Genomic DNA, 25778 nt, shown 5'->3' on the forward strand with positions numbered 1-25778 from the left:
CCTGGCCCGCTGTCGGTGTTCCCCCGTGAGGTGTTCGCGCGGGTGCCCGGCGGGGGCGCGCCTTGGCGTCGGCAGGCGGCGGGGCCGACCGGAAGGTATACCGGAAGCGTGCGCCTCCAGCAGCGACATCTCCCGCCCGGCCCAGGGTCCTGGCGAGCCCGTCACGGACTGCTGGCGTTCCCGCTCGGGCTGATCGTTGCCGTCGTGGTCGTGGACATCCTGGCGCCGCCCGAGGTCCATCTCGGTCCGCTGCTCGTCGCGGCGCCCGCCCTGACCCCGGCGATCGGCGGCTCCCGTCTGGTGGCCTTCGTCGGGGCCATCGCGGTGGCGGCGCAGCTGGTCATCGGCACGGTCCGCAGAGGGTGGCTCTCCCTCAATCACGAGGTGCAGGTCCTGTCGCTGACTCTCGTCACGGGGGTCATCGTGGGCTTCTGCTATCTGCGTGAGCGCCACCAGCGACAGCTGACGCAGCTACGTTTCGTTTCCGAGGCCGCCCAGCGGGTCGTGCTGCGGCCGCTGCCCAGCCGCATCGGTCCCCTGGAGGTGGCCTCGGTCTATCTGGCCGCCGAGGCCGAGGCGCAGATCGGCGGCGATCTCTATGCCGCCGCGCGTACCGGCGGGGCGACCCGGCTGATCATCGGCGACGTACGGGGAAAGGGGCTGAGCGCGATCAGTGATGCCTCGCTCGTGCTCGGCGCCTTTCGCGAAGGGGCCCACCAGCATGCCGACCTCTCCGGACTCACCCGCGGGCTGGAGGCGAGCGTCAGCCGCGGCCTGGCCGAGCTCACCACGACCGGTGACGATGCCGAGGAGGACTTCATCACCGCCGCCGTCCTCGAGGTCCCCGATGACGAACCGGTCATCCGCTTGATCAACTGCGGGCATCCGCCGCCACTGCACGTACGGGATCAGCAGGTCACACCGCTGCACACCCGGCAACCCGAAACCCCACTCGGCCTCGGCGAATTCGCCCCGACGTCATACGCCGCCGACACCTTCCCGCTCGAAGCCGGCGACTTCCTCCTGCTCTACACCGACGGCGTCATCGAGGCACGCGACGAAGCCGGCGTCTTCTACCCGCTCGGAGACCGGATCACCTCGTTGACCGCGGACGACCCCGAGACCCTCGTCCACCGGCTCCGCGACGACCTGCTCGCACACACCGGCGGCAGCCTCGGCGACGACGCCGCCGTGATCGCCCTCAAGCGTCAGGGCTGAGGTCGAGGCCCGTGCCGGTGCGGCAGGGCGGCGAGTATGCGATGTCCTCGGTGCCCGCTTCGATGGGCAGTCTGATCAGCATCGCGGTCTGCCCCTTGACCTTCATACCGATATGAAGGTTGACGATCCTGCCATGGATACCAACTCCCTTCAGGAACAGCAGACCTCACAGCACCGCGGCAACGAGCACGCTCCCGTGACAGTCATCGGCCTCGGTCTGATGGGCCAGGCGCTGGCTGGGGCATTTCTGCGCGCCGGACATCCCACCACCGTGTGGAACCGCACCCCGGCCAAGGCGGAGCAACTCGTCGCGCAGGGTGCCCGGCTCGCCGACTCGGTCGGTGACGCCGTCGCGGCCGGGCCGCTCATCGTCGTCTGCGTGTCGGACTACGACTCCGTGCATGAACTTTTCGATCCGCTGGGCGACGTTCTCGACGGCCGGACCTTGGTGAACCTCACCTCGGGCACCTCGGAGCAGGCCCGCGAGATGGCTGCCTGGGCCGCGCAGCGGGGCAGCACCTACCTCGACGGCGCGATCATGGCCACCCCTCCGGGCATCGGCTCGTCGGACACCATCGTTCTCTACAGTGGGCCGCAGTCGGCGTTCGAGCAGCACGAGCCGGTCCTGCGCAACCTCGGGCCCGGAATCACCTACCTCGGTGCCGATCACGGGCTGTCGTCGCTGTACGACGTCGCTCTGCTGGGCCTCATGTGGGGCATCCTGAACGCCTTTCTCCAGGGTGCAGCCCTCGTCGGCACGGCGGGCGTGGACGCGGCGACCTTCGCCTCCTTCGCCGGCCAGGGCGTCGGAACCGTGGCCGGCTGGCTGCCCGCTTACGCGCAGCAGATCGATGACGGTACGTATCCGGCCTTCGACTCCACCATCGACACCCATCTGGCCGCGATGGACCATCTCGTCCACGAGAGTGAGTCCCTCGGTGTGCATTCCGAACTGCCGAAGCTTGTCAAGGCTCTGACCGAGCGTGCTGTCGCCGAGGGGCACGGCGGCGACAGCTACGCGGCGATGATCGAACTGTTCCGCAAGCCTTCCGGGGCGCGCCCATGACCGCCGGCACCTTCGACCCGCACGGTCTGCTCGCGGAAAGCCGGCTCGGCGTGCCGGCAACGATCAAGTCGGACGGCCGCTCTCGGCTGTCCCCGTCATGCCCTTCTACGCCCCGGACGAGTACCGGTCGGTGATGGTCTCCGACCGGTGGGTGCTCATGACGATGACTGTCGACCACGTGTACGGCGCCAAGCTCCGCTGACGGCGCCGGCCACCAGCTACCGGCCCCGACAGACCGACCGGCTGGTATGCGTTCAAAGGGCGGTGCCTCCCTCCCGGGGCACCGCCCCTTTCCGCGTTCTGTGGCTCGGTTCGGCTCTCGCGGCCATGCCCCAGGGCCTGGGGATTCGCTGTCCGGGTGACCCATTCGGCCCCGTGTCCCAAGAACTACAGCCAGGGCTAGTGCGACGCCCACGGGCGGCGCATAGCCTCTGGTGTCACGACCGGCGTCCCCTGCCTCACCAGCAGTCGACAACGGCCACCACCGTCCGAGGCCGAGAACCAACACCTGGCCAACTCCTCACAATCTGCCCCGACCCTGTAATAAGCACAGCTCACAGAGGTGGCTGCTCCCCTCGCCAGGAGGTACGCATGAGAATGCTGATCAATGTTCCCGAGTCCGTGGTGCCCGACGCTTTGCGGGGGATGGCGGCGGCTCATCCGGAGCTGACGGTGGACGTGGACCGGCGGGTGGTGGTCCGGCGGGACGCCCCTGTGGCCGGAAAGGTGGCACTGATCTCGGGCGGGGGTTCGGGGCACGAGCCGCTGCACGGGGGGTTCGTGGGGCAGGGGATGCTGGACGCCGCGTGTCCCGGCGAGATCTTCACCTCTCCCGTCCCCGACCAGATGGTCGCCGCGGCCGCGGCCGTGGACAGCGGGGAAGGTGTGCTGTTCATCGTCAAGAACTACACCGGGGACGTGCTCAACTTCGACATGGCCGCGGAGCTGGCCGAGGACGAGGGGGTGCGCGTCGGCAAGGTGTTGGTGGAGGACGACGTGGCCGTCACCGACAGCACCCACACGGCAGGGCGCCGGGGTACGGGCGCCACGCTCTTCGTCGAGAAGATCGCAGGCGCGCTCGCCGCCGAGGGAGCGCCGCTGGAGCGGGTGGAGGCTGTCGCGCGTCAGGTGGCCGACTCGTCGCGCAGCTTCGGCGTGGCGCTGAGCCCGTGCAGTACGCCGGCCAAGGGCGGCCCCATGTTCGAGCTGCCACCGGGCGAGCTGGAGTTGGGCGTCGGCATCCACGGGGAGCCCGGCCGCGAGCGGAGGGCGATGATGACGGCAGGGGAGATCGCGGACTTCGCCGTTGATGCCGTACTGGAGGATCTGCGGCCCGAGGAGCCGGTGCTCGCGCTGGTCAACGGTATGGGGGCGACGCCGCTGCTGGAGCTGTACGGGTTCTGCGGCGAGGTGCACCGGGTCCTGGCCGAGCGGCGGATTCCGGTCGCCCGTACCCTCGTCGGCAACTATGTGACCTCGCTGGACATGGCGGGCGCCTCCGTGACGCTGTGCCGGGCCGACGAGGAGCTGCTGCGCCTGTGGGACGCGCCCGTGCGCACCCCGGGACTGCGGTGGGGCGTCTGACGTCGTACCGCCCAGCGGCGACACGACGCGGCGAGCAACGACATGGCACGACAGCAGACAGCAAGGCGTTACAGCAGTGACGCGGTAACGGCAGCACCGCCGTGCAGCAGTAGTGCCGTACAGCGGTGCAGCAGTACTTCGGTACGGCAGCACAGCAAGCACGGCAGTGCGGTACGGCAGGCACACAGTGCTGTAGCGAACAGCACCATGAACGGGACAGCGGCGAAGGAGCACAAGTGAGCGGCAAGGTGACGAACGACCCCGGCGGGTCCGGGGACGGCGGCGACAGCAGCAAAGGCACACAAGAGCTGGACGCCGCCTTCTTCGCACGCTGGATGACGGCCGCGGCGGACGCGGTCGCCCGCGAGGCCGACCGGCTGACCGAGCTGGACTCGGCAATCGGCGACGCGGACCACGGCGGCAATATGCGCCGCGGTTTCGAGGCGGTACGCGAGGAACTGGGCGAGGACGTTCCCGCGACGCCGGGTGCCGTGCTGATGACGGCGGGCAGGAAGCTGGTCTCGACGGTGGGCGGAGCCTCCGGCCCGCTGTACGGCACTCTGCTGCGCCGTACCGGCAAGGCGCTCGGCACCGGCGAGCAGGTGGGCCGCGAGGAGCTGGCAGGCGCGCTGCGTACCGGGATCGAGGCGGTGGCACAGCTGGGTGGTGCCGCCGTGGGTGACAAGACGATGCTCGACGCGCTGTTCCCGGCCGTCGAGGCGCTGGCGGACAGCAGCGGCAAGGATTTCGAAGCTGCGCGTACGGCGGCCGAACGGGGCGCGGAGGAGACGGTGCCGCTCCAGGCACGCAAGGGCCGGGCCAGCTATCTGGGCGAGCGCAGCATCGGCCACGAGGACCCGGGTGCGACCTCGGCGGCGCTGCTGGTGGCCGCGCTGGCGGAAGCGGAGGCCGCCGGTGCCGGGGAGAGCGACAGCGGCGGGAGTGAGTGAACGTGGCACAGGCGAATGACGGCAAGCGGGTGGGGATCGTTCTGGTCTCGCACAGCAAGGAGGTCGCCGACTCGGTCGCGCAGTTGGCCATCGGGCTCGCCGGGGTGCCGGACGCGCTGGTCACGGGCGCGGGCGGACTGCCCGACGGGGGCCTGGGCACCAGCGAGCAGCTGATCGTCGAGGCGGCGCACCGGATGGACGAAGGGGCAGGTGTCGCGCTCCTGGTCGATCTGGGCAGCGCGGTACTGACGGTCAAGACGCTGCTGGCCGAGGGTGACGAACTGCCCGAGCCCGCACGGCTGGTCGACGCCCCGCTGGTCGAGGGCGCCGTCGCCGCCGTCGTGACGGCCGCGGGCGGCGGCGATCTGGCAGCGGTGGCCTCGGCCGCGGAGGAGGCGTACACCTACCGCAAGCTCTGAGCAGCGGTGCGGCGCCGACGCCCTGATCCGGCGTCGGCGCCCGCATCCGCTGCGGCCCGGGGCCCGTCCTGCTCGCCGCCCCGATCGAAGTCCCGGTCGCCGTCCTGGTCGCAGTCCCGGTCGCCGCCCCGGTGGAAGTCCCGGTCGCCACCCCGGTGGAAGCCACGGTCGCCGCCCCGATCGAAGTCACGGTCGCCGCCCGGGTCCGCCCTCTGGTCGGAACCCTGGCCGAAGCCCTGACCGAGGCCCCGCTCAAGGTCGTGTTCGCAACCGGACCCGAGGTCGGATTCAAGCCCGGATCCGAGGCCGTTCCCAAGGCCCCGCCCATGGCCAGGGCCCCGGTCGATGCCCTCGGCAAGGCCCCGCCCATGGCCGCCTTCAGGGCCACTTTCAAAGCCACTTTCCAGGCCGCGTTCGATGCTCCGCTCCGCGCGCTGCTCGGAGCGCCGTCCGCGGCTCGGGGAGGCCACCGCCGTGGTGGCGGGGGTGCGCCGATGCGCGCTGCTGGGTGCCTGCGCGGCACGGCCAGCGGCAGTGGCAGGACCGGGGATCCGCGCCCGGGCGCGGTGGGCTGCATCTGCCGCCGTACGGGCCACCGCTCCGGCCAGCGTGTACCGCCCGTATCCGGTACGGCGGACCAGCCCGTGCTCCGCGGCCTGCGCCAGCAGCTTGTTCGCCTGGGAGGCGCTCAGTCCGGCGCGCCGGGCTATCACGCACAACCGATGGGGAGTGCCCGGGTCCTCCCGCTCCAGGGCCGTCATGGCCGCCAGTAACGCAAACCCTCTCGCCGCGCTCACCAGGCACTTCCGGTTCCTGGAAGACTCTGCCGCCCGGTGTCCGGGCAGGACCGTGCCGGACGGCACGCCAAGTATTTCGCCATGGAGATACACCTTCGAAGTCGATCCCATTTCAAGGATCTTCACAATTCAACTACGGCCGCTATCCAATCGCCGTCGTTTCGGATGCCCCATACCGGTGTCCCGCATTCACCGTCACCCACGGAATCTGACATACCGGTTATGAATGCAGCGCCTACTTTTCCATCCGTGGAAAAGTAGGCGCCCTCAACCCGTCATCCCCTTGCGCGGAGCACACCGGCTGTCGGAGGGTAACCACGGCCCACATCCGGCCACGAAGGTCAACAGGGAAGGCGGGATGCGCGGATTCCTTTCACATCCATGTCGTCGGCAGCGCTCTCGGCATCGATTACGAGGGACGCTCTCGCCCGGCCCCGGCGCCTGAGCACTGGCCTGATTCCCCTTTTCAGGACTGGATTTCAGGCCGCCTCCGGCGAAAAACCCGCCCTACGCGCCCTGTGATGGAGGGCCTGGAGAAACCATGCAGAAGGGAGAGAGCACCATGCGTTACTTCTACTGATGAGTTCGCCGTCGGCGCGGCCACGCACGACCTCGCGTGGCCGCGGACGGCCTCGCCCTTCACATCCCCCCACCGGGCCCAAGACCCCACCCGGACCCGAGAAAGGCTGGCCATGGCGGGAACGGCCGCACACCTCCAGCGTGATCCCCACTACGATCCGCTGGCTCCCGACGTCATCGCCGCGCCGCACACCGTCTACCGGCGGCTGCGCGAGCACCGCAGGGTCTACTGGCATGCGCAGCTCAGCTCATGGGTGCTCACCGGGTACGCCGAGTGCCGCCAGGTCCTCGGCGACACCGATGCGTTCGGCTCCGACTTCCGCAGGATGGGCGAGGACATCCCGGAGGCTCTGCTGAGCGTGCAGACCCTCGACCCGCCCGCACACGGAGCCATCCGCCATCTGCTCGTCTCCGCGCTGCACGCCCGGTCCCACACGGCGATCACGGACACCGCGGCCCGGCTGGTGGCGGAACGTACGGCGGCGTTGCGGGGCGTCGGCCGTACCGTCGATCTCGTCGGCGAGTTCGCCCGCCCGCTCGCCCTGCGCACGATGTGCGGCTTCCTCGGTGTCACCGCGCCCGACGGCCCCTGGCTGGAGGAGCTGTCCAACGCGATCGTCCGCAGCATGGACGCCGGTCTGGACCCGTCGCGCGCGGAGCCGGGGAACAAGGCGAAGGCCGAGCTGAGCCGGATGGTGAGCGGCTGGCTGGAGACCGCCGACGAGGGCGGGTTCATCGACGCGGCGCGCACCGCACACGCCCGGGCTCCCCAGGTTCCGGAGGCGGTGCTGGCCAACTCGCTGCGCTCCGTGTTCCACGCCGGATACGAGTCGGTCAGCCGGCTGCTGAGCAACGCGCTCGCCCGGCTGGTGGCCGAACCCGGGCTGCTCGCCCACGCGGTGGCCGAGGACCGGCTGGACGCGCTGGTCGACGAGCTGCTGCGGCTCGACGGACCGGTGCAGGCCGCCGCCCGGGTGTGCGTCGCGGACAGCGAGGTCGGGGGCGAGCGGATACGGCGCGGCGACGAGGTCATCCTGATGCTGGCCGCCGCCGACCGTGACCCGGCTGTCTTCGCCGACCCGGACGCCGTCGACCTGACCCGGCGCAAAGGGCTGCATCTGGCCTTCGGCCGTGGCGCGCACTCCTGCCTGGGCGCGGGGGTCGCCACCTTGCAGCTGCGCGCGGTCCTCGACGCGCTGCACGCGGCGGGGATCGTGTTCGAGGCCGCGGGTCTCGCCGAGTACGAACCCACCGCGACGCTGCGCGGCTTGCGCACGCTCCCCGTCACCGTCCGGGCGACCCGGCCCACCCGCTGACCGGGGACGCCGCCGTGGCCGGGAACCCGGGAGCTGCCGATGGTCGGCTGCCCGCCACGGAAGCTCGGCCACGCCCGGGGGCCGGCTGCCGTCAGTTGCCCGTCTGCGGGGACGTGGCGAACCAGGCGGGGCCCTCCTGGGCGGCCTGCTTGATGCGGAAGTACGCGTACTCCTTCATCGTCGGCAGCTCGTCCAGGCCGAACCAGCCGACCTCCAGGGACTCATCGTCGTTGACCCGCGCCTTGTTCGCCTCCTCGGCGGTGGCCCGGCAACGGAAAGTGATGTCCATGAACTGACAGATGTCGCCGTTGGGGTACTTGACGGGCTTGTCCAGGCCGTAGACGAGGACGACGCGCTCCGGAACGCAGCGCACATTGGTCTCCTCGAACACCTCGCGTACCGCGCAGTCCGCGGGCTGCTCGCCGGGCTCCGGGATGCCGCCGATCAGCGACCACCGGCCGGTGTCTGCGCGCCGCCCGAGGAGCACCCGCCCCTGGTCGTCGAAGACGACCATGCTGATGCCGGGCAGATAGAGCAGTTGGTGCCCTGCGGAGCGCCGCAGGTCGCGGATGAAGTCGGGAGTGGCCATGCACCGAGCCTACGTCCCTGGCGGAGCGGCCCGCACGACGTACCGGCAGGTCAGGCCGGGCGTCTGTCCCGCAGCACCCACAGCCCCGCGCCACTGCCCAGCACGCCCAGCCCGGTCAGCACACTGAGCACTATCTGGGTGGCGCCGCCGGGGCCCGCGAGGCTGAGGAAGACGTTGGCGACGACGCAGGCGGCGAGCACCAGCCAGAGCAGGGACTTCACAGGACTCCTCCGTGGAAGGACGGACGAAAGCAGGGCGGACGAACCGTAAGTGGAGTACGGCGTCGGGCAGATGGGCGAACCCGGCGCCGGATGAACGTCTCCCACTCTGCTGGATTCCCCGCCGCGGGCCCATAGTGCTGGCTCCCGGATCAATGGTGTAGCCAGCTCCACCGCGCTGGGGACCCGGGCCCGCCTACTCTGATCGCCATGCGGCGGGTCACGGTGCGACAGGTGTTGCGGAGCGCGGGCCGGGCCTCGTTACACCTGGTGACGGGGGCCGGGCTCAGTCTCGTCTGCTACCTGATGATCGGCCTGATGCTGGTCGCCGCCACGGCGACCGTGACCGTCATCGGCGCCGGCATGCTGCCCGAGACCGTGAGGGCGCTGCGCGGGCTCGCGGGCTTCGAGCGTCGCAGGACCGCCGCATGGCTCGGCTCCCCCGTGCCGGAGAAGTATCTTCCGCTGGACCAGGGCTCATTGCTGGAGCGGGTCCGGGCGGCGGGGACCGACCCGGGCACCTACCGGGACCTGCGCTGGCTGGCCGCGCAACTGCTGTACGGGCTCGTTCTCTGTTACGCCGCGATGGTGCTGTGGCCGCTGGGGCTGCTGGTGGACGGCGCGTGGTGCGGGCTCGCCCGCCGTACGCCCGTGTTGCTGCCCCGGCTCACGGATCTCGCCGATTTCCAGGCCCGAATATCCCGGCTGCTGCTCCTGCCCTCCCCCAGCGCGCGGCTGTCCGAGCGGATCGACCAGCTCGCGGCCACCCGCGCGGGTGCCGTTGCGGCGCACGGCGCGGAGCTGCGGCGTATCGAGCGGGACCTGCACGATGGCGCGCAGGCCCACTTGGTGGCGCTGTCGATGCGGCTGGGCCTGGCCCGCCGCGCCTACGACCGGGACCCGACCGCCGCCCGCTCGCTGCTGGACACCGCGCAGGACCAGGCAGAGGAGGCGTTGGCCGAGCTGCGGCACGTGGTGCGCGGCATCCACCCGCCTGTGCTCACGGACCGTGGACTGGTGGGCGCGGTGCGGGCGCTGGCGGCGGGGAGCGGACTGGAGGTGACGGTCGTCGCCCATGGGCTGGCGGACGGTCCCGGCTACGAATCACGTGCCCCGGCAGCGGTGGAGGCCGCGGCGTACTTCGTCGTCGCCGAGGGCCTGACCAACGCGGCCAAGCACAGCGGCGCCGAACGCGCCGGGGTGGAGCTGCGGCGCGCGGAAAGGGCGTTGCGGGTGCGGGTGTGGGACGAGGGCCGTGGGGGCGCGGACGAGAGCGCGGGCAGCGGGCTCCTCGGTGTCCGCCGCAGGGTGGCTGCGCTGGACGGCACCGTATGTCTGACGAGCCCTTCGGGGGGACCGACCGTGGTGGAAGTGGAGCTGCCGTGCGTGTGGTGATCGCCGAGGACAACGCCCTGCTGCGCGAGGGGATGGTGTTGCTGCTGGGCTCGGCGGGCCATGAGGTGGCGGGGGTCGCCGCCACCGGGCCCGAGGTGCTGCCGCTGCTGCTGGAGCAGCGCCCTGACGTGGCCGTCCTCGACGTACGGCTGCCTCCCGGGTTCCGCGACGAGGGGCTGCGCGCCGCGCTGGACGCCCGCCGCGAACTGCCTGCGCTGCCCGTGCTGGTGCTGTCGCAGTACGTCGAGGAGACGTACGCGGCGGAGCTGCTGGGCGGCGGGGCGCACGGGGTGGGCTATCTGCTCAAGGACCGGGTGGGCCGGGTGGACGAGTTTCTGGAGGCGCTGGAGCGGGTCGCGGCGGGAGGCACAGCGCTTGACCCGGAGGTGGTGACGGAGCTGATGTCGCGAGGCCGCGGCGGCGGGCCGCTCGACTCGCTGACCCCTCGCGAGGAGGAGGTGCTGCACTTGATGGCGGAAGGCCGCGACAACGCCACCATCGCCAAAACCCTGGTCATAAGCGAGCGTTCGGTGCACAAGCACATCGGGAACGTCTTCGCGAAGCTGGACTTGCCCCCCAGCGACAGCGGCCATCGCCGGGTCCTGGCCGTCCTGGCCTACCTCAAACGCTGAACGGCACCCGCGGCCCCGTCAGGGGCGCGGGGAACTGCGCGCCCAGCCACGACATGTCCGCGCCCTGCGAACATCAGCCAGAGGCACCCCCTCCCCAGCGCCTGGGAGGGCGGCTACCCCCAACGCCGTCCGGCCGCGCAGCGGCCAAAGCGTTCCGGCCGCGGTTGTGGCTGCGGCCAGCGCGATGACGGCCGCGGCCTGCCACAACGGAAGTGCGGGCAGCGAGCGGTCCAGCGAGAAGCTGAGCGCGGTCAGCGGCAGCGCAGCCGCGGCCAGCCCGCAGACAAGCCCCGCGAGGGTGAGCACGGTGGCGTCGGCGGCCAGCATCCGGCGCACCTGGCCGCGTCCCGCTCCGAGGACCCGCAGCAGCACGAACTCCCCCCGTCGGCCTGCTCGGATGAGGCGCAGCGTGCTGATCACGGTGAGGGCGGCAAGCGCGGCGATGGCGGTGACCGCGATACCGGAGAGCAGTCGCCCGGCATCCTCACCCTCCGTCCGTGGCGGCGCCAGCAGGCCGGCGGGTGCTGTCCGCGCGCCCGGGGCAGTCACCTCCAGCATCCGCCGAACTGCGGCCCTGGTCCGCTCCGGATCCGCTCCGGGCGCGACAGCGACCAGCATTCGGGTGGGACGGGAGTCGGCGGAGTGCTGGATCAGATCCGTACGCGAGAGGAGGAAATCGCCCAGTGCCAGGGAGCGTTCGTAGACGGCGGCGACCCGCAGCGCCCGTTCGGCCCCGTCGCCGAAGCGGATCCGTACCGTCGAGCCCGGATGCAGATCCTGGCTGTGCGCGCGGTCCGCGCCGACGGCGACGCTGCCGGAACGCAGCGCGGCCAAGTCGCCCTCCCGTATGCCGGGATCGAGCGTCGCCGTCACTCCTCGCGGGGTGACGCCGAGCACCGGCAGCCGCTCCAGCCGGGGTTCGCCGGTCTCCTTGCGGGCGAGGACGACCGTGCTGCGTGCCAGCCCGGTCACCGCTGCGACTCCGTCCGTGGCGCGGAGCCGGTCGAGTGCGACGGTGGGCAGTCCGCCGGGCGCGGTGACGGCCAGTTCGGCGCGTACTGCGCGCGCGGCCTGACGGCTCGTCCGGTCGTCGACGGTGGCGGCGGCGGAGAGCTGCACCCCGGCGAACGCGGTGACCAGGACGACCGGGGTGAGGGCCGCGCCCAGCCGGCGGGATTCGGCCCTGCCGTACGTCTCGGCCAGTCGGCCGCCGACACCGCCGAGCCTCCGCAGCGGCGTCCGCAGCAGGCGCACGGCCGCCGCCGCGATCCAGGGGCCGAGCAGCGCGCAGCCGATGACGAGGGTGAGGGCTGCGGCACCCGCAGCCGCGGCAGCCGCCTCACCGCGCTGGAGGGCCGCCGTACCGGCCGAACTCGCGCCTGCCGTCAGCAGGATGAGACCGGCCACCTTGCGGCCCTTGCCGGCGGCGCCCTCGGTGTCGTGCGCGGGCCTGCCACGCGTAACACGGGCGCACGCGAGCAGCGCAGCGAGGCGGGCGACGCCGACGGTGAGCGCCGCTGTGCCGAGCGGGAGGAGGAACGCCCAGGCCGGGGTGGGAAGTTCGAGTCCCTCCGGCCGGGCGCCACGCGCCACGAGCGCGGAGTGCAACGCGAGAAAGGCGGGGACAGCCCCTACGGCGCCGCAGAGGGCAGCCTGTGTGGCCTTACGGGAGACTTCGCGGCCGAGCATTGTCCGCACCTGGCGGGGTGTGGCTCCGACCGTACGCAGCAGCCGGAGTTCGGGCTCGCGTTGGTGGATCGCCTGTGCGGTCAGGGAGCAGATCACCAGCAGCGCAACCAGTACGAGGCTCGCGGTGACGGAACCGAGCAATTCGAGCAGCGCCGAGCGGGCAGGTGCCGCGTGCAGGTTCTCGGCCGCGCCACGGCTGTCGCCGGTCAGCACCCGCAGGGCAGCCGGATCACCTTCGGCGCGTGCGGCAGCGCTGGTGTCCTTCAGTCCCCCTCCGTCCAGCGCAGCACGAATCCGGATGGACAACTGCCGTGTGGAGGTGCCGGGTTCGGCCAGTACGCCGATGGCGTCGACCGAGCGCGGGTGCCCGGCCAGCCGGCGGGCCTCGGCCGCGGTCACATAGAGGACGCCCGGTCCTTCGGCGACACCCACGATCCGGCGTCCCGCCAGTCGCTGCCCCGGCTCGGCGTGCAGCCCGGCGCCCGCCACGGCCTCGCCGACGGTGCGCGGCGCCCGGCCCTCGCGCAGGGTGTACGGGGCGAGCGCTGCGGCCTGCCAGGAGCGGCCCGGCAGTGGCTTGTTCCCCGCACCGGTGCGGATGGTGAACGCGTTGTCGGGAACGGCGGCCCGTACGCCCTCGACCCGGCGGAGCACCCCCAGCGCTGCGTGCGGCACCCGGACGCGTTCGGTGAGGGCGGCGTGCGCCGTCTCGGGCTCGCTCCCCCACGGCTTGGCGGTGAACCGGGTGCTCTGGCTGCCCGCCACCACCACGGGCGCGGCCGCGCGGTCGGCGACCCTGGGGTGGCCCAGCGCCACGGAAGCGACGGCCGACGCCGCGGCACCCAGGAGGAGGGAGGTCAGGACGAGCGCAGCGAGCGTCGTGGACCAGGCGGCACGGTGGTAGGCCCCGGCTCGACGGGCGAGCAGCCGGACACCACTCCCCCTCACCATCTGGCCAGTTCCCTGCGCACCTCGGCCGGGGACGGGCGTTCGAGGGTGGCGGTGATCCGGCCGTCGGTGAGGAAGACGGTCCGGTCGGCGACGGCGGCGGCCGCCGGATCGTGGGTGACCATCAGTACGGCGGGTCCGTCCGCAGCCACCGTACGGCGCAGGAGGTCGAGGACTTCGTGCGCGGTGACCGGGTCGAGGGCGCCCGTCGGCTCGTCGGCGAGGATCACCTCGGGCGTGGTCACCAGCGCCCGGGCCACGGCGACCCGCTGCCGCTGGCCACCGGACAGCTGCCCCGGCCGCGCCTCGCCCCGCTCGGCGAGCCCGACCCGGGCCAGCGCCTCGTCGGCGCGCCGCAGCGGCTCAAGACCCTGCGCGCGGGCGCGCCCGTGCTCCTCGGCCAGCAGCAGCGGCAGCGCCACGTTCTCCCGCACGCTGAGCGCGGACAGCAGGTTCAAGTCCTGGAATACGAAGCCGACCCGGTCGCGGCGCAGCCGGGTACGGTCCCGCTCGCCGAGCGCGGCCACGTCCGTACCGCCGACGGTGACGGTTCCCTCGTCGGGCCGGTCCAGGCCCGCCGCACAGGCGAGCAGCGTGGACTTGCCGGAGCCGGAGCGGCCCATGACAGCCAGGAAGCGGCCCCGTGGCAGTACGAGGTCGATGCCGTCCAGGGCCCGGCGGCTCCCGTAGCTCCGGGCGACGCCGTCGAGTGCGAGGGCCGGGTGCGCGGGGGCGGAGTGTACGGCTGCGGATTGCGCGGGTGGGTGTGCGCTGAGGCGCCCGGGCATGAGCGTCCTTTCCGTGTGCGGAAGTACCACGTGGACGCTATGCAGCGGGCGGAGCCGGGAGGAGAGAGCCGGCTGGTGTCCCGGTGGTGGAGCCCGCTACACCCCCGGACGCCGAGAGTGCGGGTCCCGGATCAGGTACGCAGTGCGTGCAGGCGGGTGCGGATGTGCTGCACGGCGGCCTCGGCGTCGTCCACCGTGACGGTGAACAGCCGCCCGTCCCCCAGCCGGAGGACGAGCCCTTCGCCGCGGCGGATGACGACAGCCGTGCCCTTCTCGGGCCGCCAGCGGTAGCCCCAGCCGCCCCAGTGCCGCGGGGTGACGCTGGGCGCGTGGTCGGCCGCGACCACATCCCGCAGGTGGATACGGCGACGCGGCACACCGGCGTGCCCGCACCGCACCTCCAGCGTGTCGCCCTCGACCTTCACCTCGACATGGACGAAGGCGAGCGTGCCGAAGAGGATGAGCAGTCCGGCCGCGACACAGCCGACGACGGACATGACCAGCGGCACGAGCCCGCCGGACCAGGTCACGTCGACCGCGAGCTCGATGCCGAGCGCGATGCAGCCGGCACCGACGGCAGCGAGCGCCCATTGCAGCCGGCTGGTCGCCCGCCCGGTCCACACGTCCGCGCTCGGCGGCAGCACGACCTCCTCCAGCGGCGTGGGAGGGGTGGTGGTGCGGTCGGTCTCGTCTCGGGATCCGGCGCCACCCTCGGCGGGTGGGACGCCGTCGCAGGGATGGTCACTCATGTTCGGCAGATTACTCCCGGCGCCCCACGTCGGCAGCTCGCGCAGGCCGTGGCCTGGCGAATACCGGGTCGGCACGCACGGTGAGGAGCAGCCACGCTATGTCAGATACCGCAGGTGCGCTCAGCCGCGTACGGCAGCCGCCTCGGCCCCCGCCTCGGCCCCGGCACCGGCCAGCAGACGGCCCTCCGCGTAGACGAGGGCGGCTTCCGGAAGAGTGGCCACCCGGCCGCTGTGCAGGACGGTGAGGCCCCCGGTGGCAGCCGCACCCGGGTCCGGCTGGGCGCCTGCGCGGCGCAGCGCCTGGGCGCACACGGCGGCGGCCGAGCCCTGCAGCGCGGGGCCCGCTGTACGGTCGCCCCGCAGTGACTCCCGGATGCGGTTGCCGACCAGTTCGTAGTGCGTGCACCCCAGGACGACGGTCTCCACGCCGTCGGGGGTGCGCTCGGCAGCGGCTTCGACGGCGGCCGTAATGAGGTCCTCGTCGCCGCTCTCGATGGCGTCGGCGAGCCCGTGGCAGGGCACGCCGGTGATGTCGGCGCCGTTCCCGAACTCCTCGATCAGCCGGCGCTGATAGGGACTGCCGGTGGTGGCCGGGGTGGCCCAGATGGCGACGCGGCCACCGGTGCGTACGGCGGCGGCCGCCGCGGGCTTGACCGCGGGAACGGTGCCGATCACCGGCAGTGCGGGCTCCAGTTCGGCGCGGAGGGCGGGCAGCGCGTGCACGGAGGCGGTGTTGCAGGCGACGATCAGCGCGTCCGGCCGGTATGCGGCGGCGGCGCGGGCGCACTGGAGCGCCCGCTGGGTGATGTCGTCCGTGTCGCGGGGGCCCCAGGGCAGGCCGTCCGGGTCGGAGGAGAGCACGAGGTCGGCGTCGGGGCGTGCGCGGCGTACCGCCGCTGCTGCGGCCAGCAGGCCAATACCGGAGTCCATCAGCGCGATCTTCACGTGAAACAACTGTACTTCACGTGCGGCGAGGGCCTCGATCGCCGCAATGCGGGGAGCCCGCGCCCCCCGGCAACGTTGTGGAAGCCCGGTGCCCGCGGCGAGAAGGCGGGGCCCGTCCGGGGCGCGGCGGGGTGCCGGTGACTCGCGGGGTACGGCAAACTGCCGCACGTGCTCACCTGGACCTCCGCCCTTCCGCTCGGCTCGCTGGCCGCGTGGGCGTGGCTCCTGCTGGGCCAGGGGTTCTTCTGGCGGACCGACGTACGGATGCCGCCCTTCCCCGGGGGTGCGGAACCGGCGACCTGGCCGTCCGTCGCGGTCGTCGTACCCGCCCGGGACGAGGCAGAGGTGCTGCCGCTGACCCTGCCGACGCTGCTGGCTCAGGACTATCCGGGGCATGCGCGGATCCTGCTGGTCGATGACGGATCGAGCGACGGCACCGGCACGCTCGCCCAAGAGCTGGCCCAGCACGCGCCGGACGGGCCGCCGTTGACGGTACTGAGCCCCGGCGAGCCGGAGCCGGGCTGGACGGGCAAGCTGTGGGCGGTGCGGCACGGCATCGAGCACGCCCGCACCGGCCCGGCGGAGCCGGAGTTCCTGGTGCTGACGGACGCGGACATCGCGCACGAGCCCGACTCGCTGCGCCGTCTGGTGCGCGGTGCGGTCGTCCAGCGGCTCGATCTGGTCTCGCAGATGGCGCGGCTGCGGGTGCGGACGGGCTGGGAGCGGCTGATCGTGCCCGCTTTCGTGTACTTCTTCGCGCAGCTGTATCCGTTCCGCTGGGTCAACAACCCAGGGGCCCGCACGGCTGCGGCGGCGGGCGGGTGTGCGCTGCTGCGGACGGTGGCCGCGGTACGCGCCGGGGTGCCGGACAGCATCCGGGACGCCGTGATCGACGACGTGACACTGGGCCGCGCGGTCAAGCGTTCCGGCGGCCGGATCTGGCTGGGGCTCGCGGACCGGGTGAGCAGTGTGCGCCCGTACGCGGGGCTCGGGCCGCTGTGGCGGATGGTCTCGCGCAGCGCCTACGCGCAGTTGCTCAACAACCCGCTCCTGCTGGTGTTCACCGTGGTGGGGCTGCTCCTGGTGTATGTGGTGCCGCCGGTGTGGGCCTGTGCGGGCTCGCCGGTGGGCGGTGCCGCGTGGCTGGTGATGACGCTGTCGTACGTGCCGATGCTTCGTTACTACCAACAGCCGCTGTGGCTGGCGCCCCTGCTGCCGGTGACAGCAGTGCTGTATCTGGCCATGACCGTCGACTCGGCGGTGCAGCACTACCGGGGCCGGGGCGCCGCGTGGAAGGGCCGCACCTACTCCTGAGCGGGCCGCCTACTTCTCGGGGGCCGGTCAGGGCCGGCGCGTCATTTGCGGCCCGGTGTCCACTGCATGCCCCAGCCGTACTCCTCGTCGACGGTGCGCTGCGGGCTGACGCCGCGCCGGGGCACGAGGTAGCGCGCTTCGCGGCGGACCATCAGCTCACCGTTCTCGTTGGTGATCAGAGCGAGGGCACACACCGTGGAGGGGACGGTGCACTCGTCGAGGGAGAAGTCCACGGGTGCGCCGTGCTGCGGCTGGAGGGTGACGGTGGCGTGCAGCCCGGCGAAACTGCGCGCCCCCTCATAGATGGTGACGAAGATGAGGACGCGGCGCAGTTCGGCGATGTGATCCAGGTTGACGGTCAGATTCTCGCCGGTCTCCACGGCTCCGGTGCGGTCGTCACCGTCGAGGTGGATGTAGGGCGGACGGTCCAGCGCCCCGAAGGAGTTGCCGAGTGCCTGGACGACTCCCTTGCGGCCGTCGGCGAGCTCGTAGAGGGCGCACAGGTCGAGGTCGGGTCCGGTGAGCGCGCTCATGGCGCGGGTCAGCCGCCCGGCCAGGCCCTTCGGTGGCTGCGCCTGGGTGGTCCAGTTGAGGTTGACGCGCATGGCGCCGGAGGTGCCGCCCTGCTTGGTGAGCGAGACCGAGGGCGCCTCCTTGGTGAGCGTCACCTTGCTCAGCCGTACCGGTGCGGCCGGTGCACCGGGAGCAGGCGCACTGGGCGTCGGCGCGGCAGGAGGCGTCACCGCGGCGGGAGGTGTCGGCGCAGTGGGAGGGTTGGGCGCGGCCGGAAGAGTGGGCGCCGGGGGCACGTCGGGGGCCCGCACGCCGGGCGGGGCGGGCGCGCGCGGGGTGTCGAGACTGTGCGGCTGCGGCGGTACGGCGGTGCCGGGCGCCGTGGGCGTGCTGCCCGACGGCGAAGGACCGGAGGGCGCGGGGTCGTCCACGCTGATACCGAAGTCGGTCGCAAGCCCGGCCAGTCCGCTTTCGTACCCCTGGCCGACCGCGCGGAACTTCCAGCCGCCCTGCCGGCGGTAGAGCTCGCCGAGGAGGTACGCGGTCTCGCCGGCCGCGTCAGCCGGGTCGAAACGGGCGATCTCCTGACCCGCTCCCGGACCACCGCCCGCGCTCGCGTCGAGCAGGCGCACATACAGGCCGGGCACCTGGCCGAAGCTGCCGCCGTCCGCGGAGGCGGCGATGACGATGCGTGCGATGTCCGGTTCGACGCTGTCGAGATCGACGGTCAGTTCGTCGGTGGTGGAGGCGCCGATCGGCTTCTTCCCCTCGTGCCGTACGGCGGAGGACGAATGCCGCGGCTGGTTGAAGAAGACGAAATCGCCGTCGGAGCGGACCTTGCCCTGTTCGGTGAGCAGCAGTGCCGAGGCATCGACGTCCGGCACGAGCGGGCCGGACGGCCAACCGAGCTCGACTCGCACCGCCGTGGCGGATACGGGGACGTTTGTCCCCTTGCGCATCGTCATGGCCACTCCCCCTGGGCTCGGTTCCGTGCGTACCGTTCCCCAACCTATTGCACGGCACCGCCGCTGCCGAAGCCCTTGCACCACGTCCCACCACGACTCATCGGACTCGAACAGCTGGTGGGGGCATGGGCGTTCTATGTCCTAGCCGGTGGGCTTATGCTTCTGTCAGCTTCCCCTCCCGCGCGCCCACAAAGGGACAGGCGGGAACAAGCCATGTCCCTGTGCCTGATCAGCCGTCATCGTGGTCGGCATGGGGGGTATTCGCCCTGTTCGGGCTCCCCCGCGTGCGCCCCTGGCGCGGCTGTCCCTTATGGGGTGAAAACCGGCTCCTGCCTGCACTGATATGGGCGTGGCAGGCGTTCCTTCCGTACCTCTCTAGTGCCGATGCTGATTTTGGGCTTAACTTATGAGCATGACCTCCCCCCGCAGCTCTTATAGCGGCGGCTACTACGCTGCACCGTCCTACCCCGAGACACCGATCTACGACAGTCTCGTCGCCGAGCGGGGCACGCCGCAGATCGCTCCCATCCGGGTGCCGTCGGCCTATGACACGGGGGGCACGGGCAGCGCGCTCGCGGCGCTGCCCCCCGCGCTGCCTTCGGGCCCTTCCGCGCCGCAACATCAGATGCCGCACCCCGCCCCCATGCAGCACGCCCCGGCTCCGTCGTACGGCGGCTATCCGGGACCGGCCGCGCCCCAGCCGCACATGCCGCATCCCGCACCGCAGCAGGCCGCACCGATGCGGCAGCAGCCGGTACGGCAGGCGCCCGCAGCGCTGCCGCCCGGCGGTGGCGGAGCCGGGCAGGGCGGGCCCGTACCGCTGCAGCACACGCCCGCACCGCACATCCCGCAGCAGGCACCGCCGCGCGGCTACGGCTACCCGGGGCCGGGGGGCCCGGCGCAGCAGCAGCCGCCCATGCAGCCGCAACAGCCGCAGGTCCAAGTGCAGCAGTACCAGCAGCAGCCGGTACAGAACCAGGCGACGCAGTACATGCGTCCGGTGGCTCCGCGCCCCGCGGCGCCCCGCCCGATGCCGACCCAGTACGAGGATCCCTACGACGGCGGCCACCAGTACCCCGGCCGCGGGTACTGAGCGGCCCTGCCCCGGCCGCGGGGTACGCGAGCGGTCCGTACGGATGCCCTGAACGACGCCGACGGGCGCCGCCGTTGGGGAGACGGCGGTGCCCGGAGCGGCGTCATCGGCCGGTGCCCGGCGCTCAGCTCTCCAGCAGCACTGGTGCTCAACTCTCCAGCAGCCGGGATCTGATCAGGAAGCGCACCCCCTCAGGGGCCTCCAGGGAGAAGCCGCTGCCTCTGCCCGGGACGACGTCGACGGTGAGATGGGTGTGGCTCCAGTACTGGAACTGGCTAGCAGACATCCAGAACGGCACCGGTTCCGGCACCCCGTCGATCTCCAGCTCGCCGAGCAGGACGTCGGAGTCCCCGGTGCGGAACTCGCCGCGCCCGTAGCACATGGGGCTGCTTCCGTCGCAGCAGCCGCCGGACTGGTGGAACATCAGCGGTCCGTGCTTGTCGGTCAGCTCGCGCAGCAGCTGGGCGGCCGCCTCGGTGACGGCGACCCGCTCGGTCCCGCCCGGGTCCATCAGAACAGTCCCATTTTCTGCGGGGCGTAGCTGACCAGCAGGTTCTTGGTCTGCTGGTAGTGGTCGAGCATCATCTGGTGGTTCTCACGGCCGATGCCCGACTGCTTGTAGCCGCCGAACGCCGCGTGCGCGGGGTAGGCGTGGTAGCAGTTCGTCCACACCCGTCCGGCCTGGATGGCGCGGCCGGCCCGGTAGGCGCGGGAGCCGTCCCTGGTCCACACTCCGGCACCGAGCCCGTAGAGGGTGTCGTTGGCGATCGCGATGGCGTCGTCGAAGTCCTCGAACTCGGTGACGGAGACGACCGGGCCGAAGATCTCCTCCTGGAAGACCCGCATCCGGTTGCTGCCCTCCAGGATGGTGGGCCGTACGTAGTAGCCGCCTTCCAGTTCGCCGCCCAGTTCGGCGCGGGTGCCGCCGGTGAGCACCTTGGCGCCCTCCTGCTTGCCGATGTCGAGATAGGAGAGGATCTTCTCCAGCTGGTCGTTGGACGCCTGTGCGCCCACCATGGTGGCGGTGTCCAGCGGGTGCCCCTGCACGATGGCTTCGGTGCGGTCGATGCCCGCGTCCAGGAAGCCGCGGTAGTGGCTGCGCTGGATGAGGGCGCGTGAGGGACAGGTGCACACCTCGCCCTGGTTGAGGGCGAACATGGTGAAGCCTTCGAGGGCCTTGTCGTAGAAGTCGTCCCGGTCGGCGGAGACGTCCTCGAAGAAGATGTTGGGGCTCTTGCCGCCCAGCTCCAGGGTGACGGGCTTGAGGTTCTCGGAGGCGTACTGCATGATCAGCCGCCCCGTGGTGGTCTCCCCGGTGAAGGCGACCTTGGCGACGCGGGCACTACTGGCCAGCGGTTTGCCCGCCTCGGCACCGAAACCGTTGACGATGTTGACGACGCCGGGCGGCAGCAGGTCGGCCACCAGGCTCATCCAGTAGTGGATGGAGGCCGGGGTCTGCTCGGCGGGCTTGAGGACGACGGCGTTGCCCGCGGCGAGCGCGGGTGCCAGCTTCCAGGTCGCCATCAGGATGGGGAAGTTCCACGGGATGATCTGCGCGACGACGCCCAGCGGCTCGTGGAAGTGGTAGGCGACGGTGTCCTCGTCGAGCTGGGAGAGCGAGCCCTCCTGGGAGCGGATCGCGGCGGCGAAGTAGCGGAAGTGGTCGATGGCCAGCGGAATGTCGGCGGCCAGCGTCTCCCGCACCGGCTTGCCGTTCTCCCAGCTCTCGGCGACGGCCAGCTCCTCCAGGTGCGCCTCCATGCGCTGCGCGATCTGGTTGAGGACCTGGGCGCGCTCCGCGGGCGACGTGCGGCCCCAGCCGGGTGCCGCTTCGTGGGCCGCGTCGATGGCACGCTCGACGTCCTCGGCGGTGCCGCGGGCGATCTCGGTGAACGGCTGCCCCGTCACCGGGGTGGGGTTCTCGAAGTATCCGCCCTGTTTCGGGGCGACATAGCTGCCGCCGATCCAGTGGTCGTAGCGCGGCTGGTAGCTCATCAGCGCGCCGTCGGTTCCGGGTGCGGCGTAGCGGCTCATGCTCTGCCTCCCTGTGCTCGGTGTACTCGGCCCGCGTATCCGGTGGGCGGGCTCGGTTGCCGGGAGGCTAGTTCCGGGAACGTTGCGGATACGTTGCGCGCCGGCTCGCGGGCCGGGCGGGTGGAATCTGGGGCGGCAACAGCCCGTAGACGTGGCGGAGTTCGCGTACCCGCGCCGCCGCGTCCGGGGTGGGACGTACGGCGTGCAGGGCCTCCCACACCTCCAGGTCCTCCTCCCCCGCCGCCGTGCACAGCCAGCTCTCCAGCAGCCGTGCCTCGGGCCGGGCGAGCAGGCGGCGGCGCAGCCGTTGCTCCAGCAGCCTGCGCAGCCGTACGACACCGGGGGCCTGCGAGCCGGGCAGCAGCGGGCCGCTGTACGCGTCGAGGGCAGCGGCCGGCTCGTCGGCGGCGAGCGCGTCGGTGACCGTGTCGTAGTCGGTGTGCGGGCGGTCCCGCAGCCGGTAGGGGCGGGAGTCCAGCAGTGGGCCCAGCAGCTGCCGCAGCCGGGAGAGTTCGGCGCGCAGCGTGACGGGGTGGACGTCCCGCTCGCCGTACAGCTCCCTGGCGAGCTGTTCGCCGGTCAGCCCGTCGGGGTGGGCCGCGAGCAGCAGCAGGATCTCGCTGTGCCGCCGCCCCAGCCGCAGCGGCGTGCCCGCGGCGCGGGTTCGGGGGGTGTGCAGCAGTGCCTCGTCCCGTCCGAGAACGGCGAGCGTGCAACTGTCCGGCGGTAACGGCGTACCGCTCGCGGTGGGCGCCGGTTCCAGCGCGGCCAGCCGTGCCTCGGCGGCGCGGGCGGTGGCCTGGACGAGGGCGAGGCTGTGCGGCGAGGCGAGGTGGTCGCCACCGGTGAGGTCGACGGCGCCGATGACGCGCCCGGTGTGCGGGTCGTGCACGGGGGCCGCGGCGCAGGTCCAGGACTGCACGGGGCGGCAGTAGTGCTCGGCGGCGAAGATCTGGACGGCGTGGTCGACCGCGAGCGCGGTGCCGGGCGCGTTGGTTCCGCTGGCGCGCTCGGCCCACTGGGCGCCGGGAACGAAGTTCATCCGCTCGGCACGGCGCAGCACCTGTGGATGGCCCTCCACCCACAGCATGGTGCCGCGCTCGTCGCAGACGGACAGCAGATGGGCCCCGTCGTCGGCGATGGTGCCCAGCAACTCGCGGAAGAGCGGCATCGCCCGGGCAAGGGGGTGGGTCTCGCGGCGCAGGGCGAGCCCGGCGTCGTCCATCTCGACCCCGGCCATGCTCTCGGGCCCCAGCCGTGCCCCCGCGCAGCGCCGCCAGGAGTCGGCCACCACGTCGCGGACGGGCGCGGCGATGGCGCCGCCGGTCAGGAACCGCTCGTGAGCGCGGCGCAGCTGTCCGGCCCGCTCGGCCGCGTCGGCGCCCGCTTCGAGTGCCAGCCATGGATTGCGCACCCCGTCATCGTGCAGCGCGGGAGGGCGGCAGACAACGGCTGCGGCACGGTATCGCCCCCACTGACCACGGTTCGGCCACCTGACCCGATTCCGGCCCCCTGACCGGGGATCACCGGGTGTCGGAACCGGCCCGTCCTGGTACCCATCGGGCATGCCGGAACACGAACCCCTCACCGACCGCGAGGCCGAGGCGCTGGACGCGCACTGGCGTGCCCTCAACTACCTCTCGGCCTGCCAGCTGTATCTGCGTGCCAACCCCCTGCTGCGCGAGCCGCTGCGGCCCGAGCACATCAAGCCGAGGCTGCTCGGCCACTGGGGTACCTGTCCCGGCCTGACCTTCGTCTACACCCATCTGAACCGGCTGATCAGCGGGCGCGGGCAGCGCACGATGGGCGTGTGGGGCCCTGGACACGGTGCGGCTGCCGTGGTGTCGGGCGCCTGGCTGGAGGGCAGCTACCAGGAGCTGCGGCCGGACGTGCCGCGGGACGAGGCCGGCATGGGGCGGCTCTTCGCGGAGTTCTCCCAGCCGGGTGGCGTCCCCAGCCATACGGCGCCGAGCGTACCGGGGTCGATCCAGGAGGGCGGCGAGCTGGGTTACGCGCTGGCGCACGCCTACGGTGCCGCGTTCGACAATCCGGACCTGCTGGTGTGCGCTGTCATCGGGGACGGCGAGGCGGAGACGGGACCGCTGGCCACCTCCTGGCACGCGAACAAGTTCCTGGACCCGGTCCACGACGGCGCCGTGCTGCCGGTGCTGCATCTGAACGGGTACAAGATCGCGAATCCGACGGTGCTGTCCCGGCTGCCCGAGGACGAGCTGGACTCGCTGATGCGCGGCTACGGATACGACCCGCTCTTCGTCACCGCAGGGCAGGACACCCCTCCGCTGGACGCGCACCGGGCGCTGGCCGCGGCCTTCGACACGGCGCTGGACCGGATCGGTGCCATCCAGCGCGCGGCGCGCGCGGGCGACACCGACAGCGGGCGGCCGCGCTGGCCGATGGTGGTGCTGCGGACGCCCAAGGGCTGGTCGGGTCCACGGGAGCTGGACGGCGAGCCGGTGGAGGGCACCTGGCGCTCCCATCAGGTGCCGCTGCCGGGCGTACGGGACGATCCGGAGCGGCTGCGGCAGTTGGAGCGCTGGCTGCGCTCGTACCGTCCCGACGAGCTGTTCGACCAGGACGGCAGGCCACGGCCCGAGGTGCTGGAGGTCGTCCCGGAGGGCGATCTGCGGCTGGGTGCCGTCCCGGAGGCGAACGGCGGCCGGCTGCTGCGTGAGCTGCCGCTCCCGCCGCTGGAGTCCTACGCGGTGCCGGTCGAGCGGCCCGGGGCCGGCGCGCACGAGCCGACCAGGGTGCTCGGCGAACTGCTGAAGGGGCTGCTGGCGGCCACCGAAAGCAGCCGCGACTTCCGGCTGTTCGGCCCGGACGAGACGGACTCCAACCACCTCTCGGCGGTCTACGGCGCCTCGGACCGCGGCTGGCAGGCCGAGCTGCTGCGTACGGATACGCATCTGGGGCGGCACGGCCGGGTGCTGGAGGTGCTCTCCGAGCATCTGTGCCAGGGCTGGCTGGAGGGGTATGTACTCACCGGCAGGAACGGGCTGTTCGCCTCCTACGAGGCGTTCGCCAACCTGGTCGCGAGCATGGCGGCGCAGCATGTGAAGTGGGTGCACAGCGCCCGGGAGGTGCCCTGGCGGCGGCCGGTCGCCGCGCTCAACTATCTGCTCACCTCGCACGCCTGGCGCCAGGACCACAACGGCTTCTCGCACCAGGACCCCGGCTTCATCGACCATGTACTGAGCAAGAGCCCGGATGTGGTGCGGGTCTATCTGCCGCCGGACACCAACACCCTGCTGTGCGTGGCCGATCACGCGCTGCGGACCCGGGACACGGTGAACGTGGTGGTGGCGGGCAAGCACGCCTGCTTCGACTGGCTGGATCTCGACCAGGCGCGAGCCCACTGCGCCCGCGGCCTGGGCGTGTGGGAGTGGGCCGGGACGGAGCGCGGCGACGCCGGGCCCGATGTGGTGCTGGCCTGCGCGGGGGATGTGCCCACCCACGAGACGCTGGCGGCCGCCTCGCTGCTGCGCGAGTGGCTGCCCCAACTGGCGGTGCGGGTGGTGAACGTGGTGGACATGGCTCGGCTGATGAGCCCCACCGAGCATCCGCACGGGCTGAGCGACGCGGAGTTCGACACCGTCTTCACCCGCGACCGGCCGGTGATCTTCGCGTACCACGGCTACCCGTGGCTGGTGCACCGGCTGACCTACGCGCGGGCGGTGCACGGGCAGCTGGCGGTACGCGGCTACCGCGAGTCCGGCTCGACGACGACGCCGTTCGACATGGTGGTGCGCAACGGTATGGACCGCTACCACCTGGTGATGGACGTCATCGACCGGACGCCGGGGCTCGGCGCGCGGGCGGCGGGCATCCGGCAGCGAGCGGCCGATCTGCGTGCGCGGCACGGGCAGTATGTGGTCGAGCACGGCACGGACATGCCGGAGGTCACCGACTGGCGCTGGCCCGGCCGGTGACCTCCGGTTCTCCAGGTGTCCGGCTCC

The 25778-nt window shown here is 72.2% G+C and carries 23 protein-coding genes and 1 pseudogene; 12 read left to right on the forward strand and 12 right to left on the reverse strand.

Annotation, left to right across the window (positions count from 1 at the left end):
- Positions 1–108: 108 nt before the first annotated feature.
- The gene (locus ACQEU8_RS21865; RefSeq protein WP_433103631.1) at positions 109–1218 is read left to right on the forward strand and encodes a PP2C family protein-serine/threonine phosphatase; all 1110 of its coding nucleotides are present in this window, start codon (positions 109–111) and stop codon (positions 1216–1218) included.
- Here the strand turns inward: ACQEU8_RS21865 and ACQEU8_RS21870 are convergent.
- Positions 1202–1324, reverse strand: a complete 123-nt coding sequence (locus ACQEU8_RS21870) for a hypothetical protein (RefSeq protein ID WP_433103633.1) — start codon at positions 1322–1324, stop codon at positions 1202–1204. The two genes, ACQEU8_RS21865 and ACQEU8_RS21870, sit on opposite strands and share 17 nt — an antisense overlap.
- Before the next feature lie 27 nt (positions 1325–1351).
- Between ACQEU8_RS21870 and ACQEU8_RS21875 the strand changes: the two genes are divergently transcribed.
- The 5 genes and pseudogenes from ACQEU8_RS21875 to ACQEU8_RS21895 all read left to right on the forward strand — a co-directional run bounded on the left by ACQEU8_RS21875 (position 1352) and on the right by ACQEU8_RS21895 (position 5237).
- Positions 1352–2284 (forward strand): NAD(P)-dependent oxidoreductase, encoded by a 933-nt coding sequence (locus tag ACQEU8_RS21875; RefSeq protein ID WP_433103635.1) that lies wholly within the window; start codon positions 1352–1354, stop codon positions 2282–2284.
- Positions 2281–2486: pseudogene (locus tag ACQEU8_RS21880) on the forward strand (hypothetical protein). The gene ACQEU8_RS21875 and the pseudogene ACQEU8_RS21880 overlap by 4 nt, the downstream one beginning before the upstream one ends.
- 389 nt (positions 2487–2875) lie before the next feature.
- A complete protein-coding gene (gene dhaK / locus ACQEU8_RS21885; RefSeq protein ID WP_433103637.1) occupies positions 2876–3868 on the forward strand; it encodes a dihydroxyacetone kinase subunit DhaK in 993 nt (330 codons plus the stop codon).
- A gap of 236 nt (positions 3869–4104) precedes the next feature.
- A complete protein-coding gene (dhaL, locus tag ACQEU8_RS21890) occupies positions 4105–4818 on the forward strand; it encodes a dihydroxyacetone kinase subunit DhaL (protein WP_433103639.1) in 714 nt (237 codons plus the stop codon).
- 2 nt (positions 4819–4820) lie between these two features.
- Complete coding sequence (locus ACQEU8_RS21895) at positions 4821–5237, forward strand: PTS-dependent dihydroxyacetone kinase phosphotransferase subunit DhaM (protein ID WP_433103641.1); 417 nt, start codon at positions 4821–4823, stop codon at positions 5235–5237.
- On the opposite strand, the gene ACQEU8_RS21900 is transcribed toward ACQEU8_RS21895, so the two are convergent.
- A complete protein-coding gene (locus tag ACQEU8_RS21900) occupies positions 5222–5998 on the reverse strand; it encodes a hypothetical protein (protein WP_433103643.1) in 777 nt (258 codons plus the stop codon). The two genes, ACQEU8_RS21895 and ACQEU8_RS21900, sit on opposite strands and share 16 nt — an antisense overlap.
- Before the next feature lie 728 nt (positions 5999–6726).
- On the opposite strand from ACQEU8_RS21900, the gene ACQEU8_RS21905 reads away from it, so the two are divergent.
- On the forward strand, positions 6727–7929 hold the full coding sequence (locus tag ACQEU8_RS21905) for a cytochrome P450 (RefSeq protein WP_433103645.1): 1203 nt from the start codon (positions 6727–6729) through the stop codon (positions 7927–7929).
- A gap of 91 nt (positions 7930–8020) precedes the next feature.
- On the opposite strand, the gene ACQEU8_RS21910 is transcribed toward ACQEU8_RS21905, so the two are convergent.
- Together ACQEU8_RS21910 and ACQEU8_RS21915 are read right to left on the reverse strand one after the other, a co-directional pair.
- Positions 8021–8518: an NUDIX hydrolase gene (locus ACQEU8_RS21910; RefSeq protein WP_433103647.1), complete on the reverse strand. Its 498-nt coding sequence runs from the start codon at positions 8516–8518 to the stop codon at positions 8021–8023.
- A 50-nt stretch (positions 8519–8568) separates the two neighbouring features.
- Positions 8569–8739, reverse strand: a complete 171-nt coding sequence (locus ACQEU8_RS21915) for a hypothetical protein (protein WP_433103649.1) — start codon at positions 8737–8739, stop codon at positions 8569–8571.
- 207 nt (positions 8740–8946) lie between these two features.
- On the opposite strand from ACQEU8_RS21915, the gene ACQEU8_RS21920 reads away from it, so the two are divergent.
- A complete protein-coding gene (locus ACQEU8_RS21920) occupies positions 8947–10131 on the forward strand; it encodes a sensor histidine kinase (protein WP_433103651.1) in 1185 nt (394 codons plus the stop codon).
- A complete protein-coding gene (locus tag ACQEU8_RS21925) occupies positions 10119–10763 on the forward strand; it encodes a response regulator transcription factor (protein ID WP_433103653.1) in 645 nt (214 codons plus the stop codon). Before ACQEU8_RS21920 ends, ACQEU8_RS21925 begins: the two co-directional genes overlap by 13 nt.
- 18 nt (positions 10764–10781) lie before the next feature.
- Here ACQEU8_RS21925 and ACQEU8_RS21930 read toward each other — a convergent pair whose 3' ends face one another.
- The 4 genes from ACQEU8_RS21930 to ACQEU8_RS21945 all read right to left on the reverse strand — a co-directional run bounded on the left by ACQEU8_RS21930 (position 10782) and on the right by ACQEU8_RS21945 (position 15882).
- Positions 10782–13403, reverse strand: a complete 2622-nt coding sequence (locus ACQEU8_RS21930; protein WP_433103655.1) for an FtsX-like permease family protein — start codon at positions 13401–13403, stop codon at positions 10782–10784.
- A complete protein-coding gene (locus ACQEU8_RS21935) occupies positions 13397–14188 on the reverse strand; it encodes an ABC transporter ATP-binding protein (RefSeq protein WP_433103657.1) in 792 nt (263 codons plus the stop codon). Before ACQEU8_RS21935 ends, ACQEU8_RS21930 begins: the two co-directional genes overlap by 7 nt.
- 131 nt (positions 14189–14319) lie before the next feature.
- Positions 14320–14937 carry a hypothetical protein gene (locus tag ACQEU8_RS21940; protein WP_433103659.1) on the reverse strand — a complete coding sequence of 206 codons (618 nt, stop codon included), beginning with the start codon at positions 14935–14937 and terminating at the stop codon, positions 14320–14322.
- Between the two features lie 120 nt (positions 14938–15057).
- Positions 15058–15882, reverse strand: coding sequence for a glutamate racemase (locus tag ACQEU8_RS21945; RefSeq protein WP_433103661.1), 825 nt, complete (start codon positions 15880–15882; stop codon positions 15058–15060).
- Between the two features lie 168 nt (positions 15883–16050).
- On the opposite strand from ACQEU8_RS21945, the gene ACQEU8_RS21950 reads away from it, so the two are divergent.
- Positions 16051–17196, forward strand: a complete 1146-nt coding sequence (locus ACQEU8_RS21950) for a glycosyltransferase (RefSeq protein ID WP_433103663.1) — start codon at positions 16051–16053, stop codon at positions 17194–17196.
- Between the two features lie 41 nt (positions 17197–17237).
- On the opposite strand, the gene ACQEU8_RS21955 is transcribed toward ACQEU8_RS21950, so the two are convergent.
- Entirely contained in the window at positions 17238–18674 is a 1437-nt protein-coding gene (locus ACQEU8_RS21955; RefSeq protein ID WP_433103665.1) for a TerD family protein, read from the reverse strand.
- Between the two features lie 412 nt (positions 18675–19086).
- On the opposite strand from ACQEU8_RS21955, the gene ACQEU8_RS21960 reads away from it, so the two are divergent.
- Complete coding sequence (locus ACQEU8_RS21960) at positions 19087–19767, forward strand: DUF6643 family protein (RefSeq protein ID WP_433103667.1); 681 nt, start codon at positions 19087–19089, stop codon at positions 19765–19767.
- 148 nt (positions 19768–19915) lie between these two features.
- On the opposite strand, the gene ACQEU8_RS21965 is transcribed toward ACQEU8_RS21960, so the two are convergent.
- From ACQEU8_RS21965 to ACQEU8_RS21975, 3 genes are all read right to left on the reverse strand, one after another.
- Complete coding sequence (locus ACQEU8_RS21965) at positions 19916–20278, reverse strand: DUF779 domain-containing protein (RefSeq protein ID WP_433103669.1); 363 nt, start codon at positions 20276–20278, stop codon at positions 19916–19918.
- Positions 20278–21801 carry an acetaldehyde dehydrogenase ExaC gene (gene exaC / locus ACQEU8_RS21970; RefSeq protein WP_433103671.1) on the reverse strand — a complete coding sequence of 508 codons (1524 nt, stop codon included), beginning with the start codon at positions 21799–21801 and terminating at the stop codon, positions 20278–20280. Before exaC ends, ACQEU8_RS21965 begins: the two co-directional genes overlap by 1 nt.
- Before the next feature lie 67 nt (positions 21802–21868).
- Positions 21869–23215 (reverse strand): GAF domain-containing protein, encoded by a 1347-nt coding sequence (locus ACQEU8_RS21975; protein ID WP_433103673.1) that lies wholly within the window; start codon positions 23213–23215, stop codon positions 21869–21871.
- 151 nt (positions 23216–23366) lie between these two features.
- On the opposite strand from ACQEU8_RS21975, the gene ACQEU8_RS21980 reads away from it, so the two are divergent.
- Positions 23367–25751: a phosphoketolase family protein gene (locus ACQEU8_RS21980; RefSeq protein ID WP_433103675.1), complete on the forward strand. Its 2385-nt coding sequence runs from the start codon at positions 23367–23369 to the stop codon at positions 25749–25751.
- The last annotated feature ends 27 nt before the right edge of the window (positions 25752–25778 follow it).

Origin of the sequence: Streptomyces sp. CA-250714 (genome assembly GCF_050936705.1) — a bacterium.
In the GTDB taxonomy this organism is placed as follows: Bacteria; Actinomycetota; Actinomycetes; order Streptomycetales; family Streptomycetaceae; genus Streptomyces.

What these genes read in the sequence shown, in the direction of transcription:
- ACQEU8_RS21870 (WP_433103633.1), bottom strand. Translation starts at nt 1,324, where the DNA reads ATGAAGGTCAAGGGGCAGACCGCGATGCTGATCAGACTGCCCATCGAA.
- ACQEU8_RS21875 (WP_433103635.1), top strand. Translation starts at nt 1,352, where the DNA reads ATGGATACCAACTCCCTTCAGGAACAGCAGACCTCACAGCACCGCGGC.
- dhaK (WP_433103637.1), top strand. Translation starts at nt 2,876, where the DNA reads ATGAGAATGCTGATCAATGTTCCCGAGTCCGTGGTGCCCGACGCTTTG.
- ACQEU8_RS21900 (WP_433103643.1), bottom strand. Translation starts at nt 5,998, where the DNA reads ATGACGGCCCTGGAGCGGGAGGACCCGGGCACTCCCCATCGGTTGTGC.
- ACQEU8_RS21905 (WP_433103645.1), top strand. Translation starts at nt 6,727, where the DNA reads ATGGCGGGAACGGCCGCACACCTCCAGCGTGATCCCCACTACGATCCG.
- ACQEU8_RS21910 (WP_433103647.1), bottom strand. Translation starts at nt 8,518, where the DNA reads ATGGCCACTCCCGACTTCATCCGCGACCTGCGGCGCTCCGCAGGGCAC.
- ACQEU8_RS21920 (WP_433103651.1), top strand. Translation starts at nt 8,947, where the DNA reads ATGCGGCGGGTCACGGTGCGACAGGTGTTGCGGAGCGCGGGCCGGGCC.
- ACQEU8_RS21930 (WP_433103655.1), bottom strand. Translation starts at nt 13,403, where the DNA reads ATGGTGAGGGGGAGTGGTGTCCGGCTGCTCGCCCGTCGAGCCGGGGCC.
- ACQEU8_RS21935 (WP_433103657.1), bottom strand. Translation starts at nt 14,188, where the DNA reads ATGCCCGGGCGCCTCAGCGCACACCCACCCGCGCAATCCGCAGCCGTA.
- ACQEU8_RS21940 (WP_433103659.1), bottom strand. Translation starts at nt 14,937, where the DNA reads ATGAGTGACCATCCCTGCGACGGCGTCCCACCCGCCGAGGGTGGCGCC.
- ACQEU8_RS21955 (WP_433103665.1), bottom strand. Translation starts at nt 18,674, where the DNA reads ATGACGATGCGCAAGGGGACAAACGTCCCCGTATCCGCCACGGCGGTG.
- ACQEU8_RS21960 (WP_433103667.1), top strand. Translation starts at nt 19,087, where the DNA reads ATGACCTCCCCCCGCAGCTCTTATAGCGGCGGCTACTACGCTGCACCG.
- ACQEU8_RS21965 (WP_433103669.1), bottom strand. Translation starts at nt 20,278, where the DNA reads ATGGACCCGGGCGGGACCGAGCGGGTCGCCGTCACCGAGGCGGCCGCC.
- exaC (WP_433103671.1), bottom strand. Translation starts at nt 21,801, where the DNA reads ATGAGCCGCTACGCCGCACCCGGAACCGACGGCGCGCTGATGAGCTAC.
- ACQEU8_RS21980 (WP_433103675.1), top strand. Translation starts at nt 23,367, where the DNA reads ATGCCGGAACACGAACCCCTCACCGACCGCGAGGCCGAGGCGCTGGAC.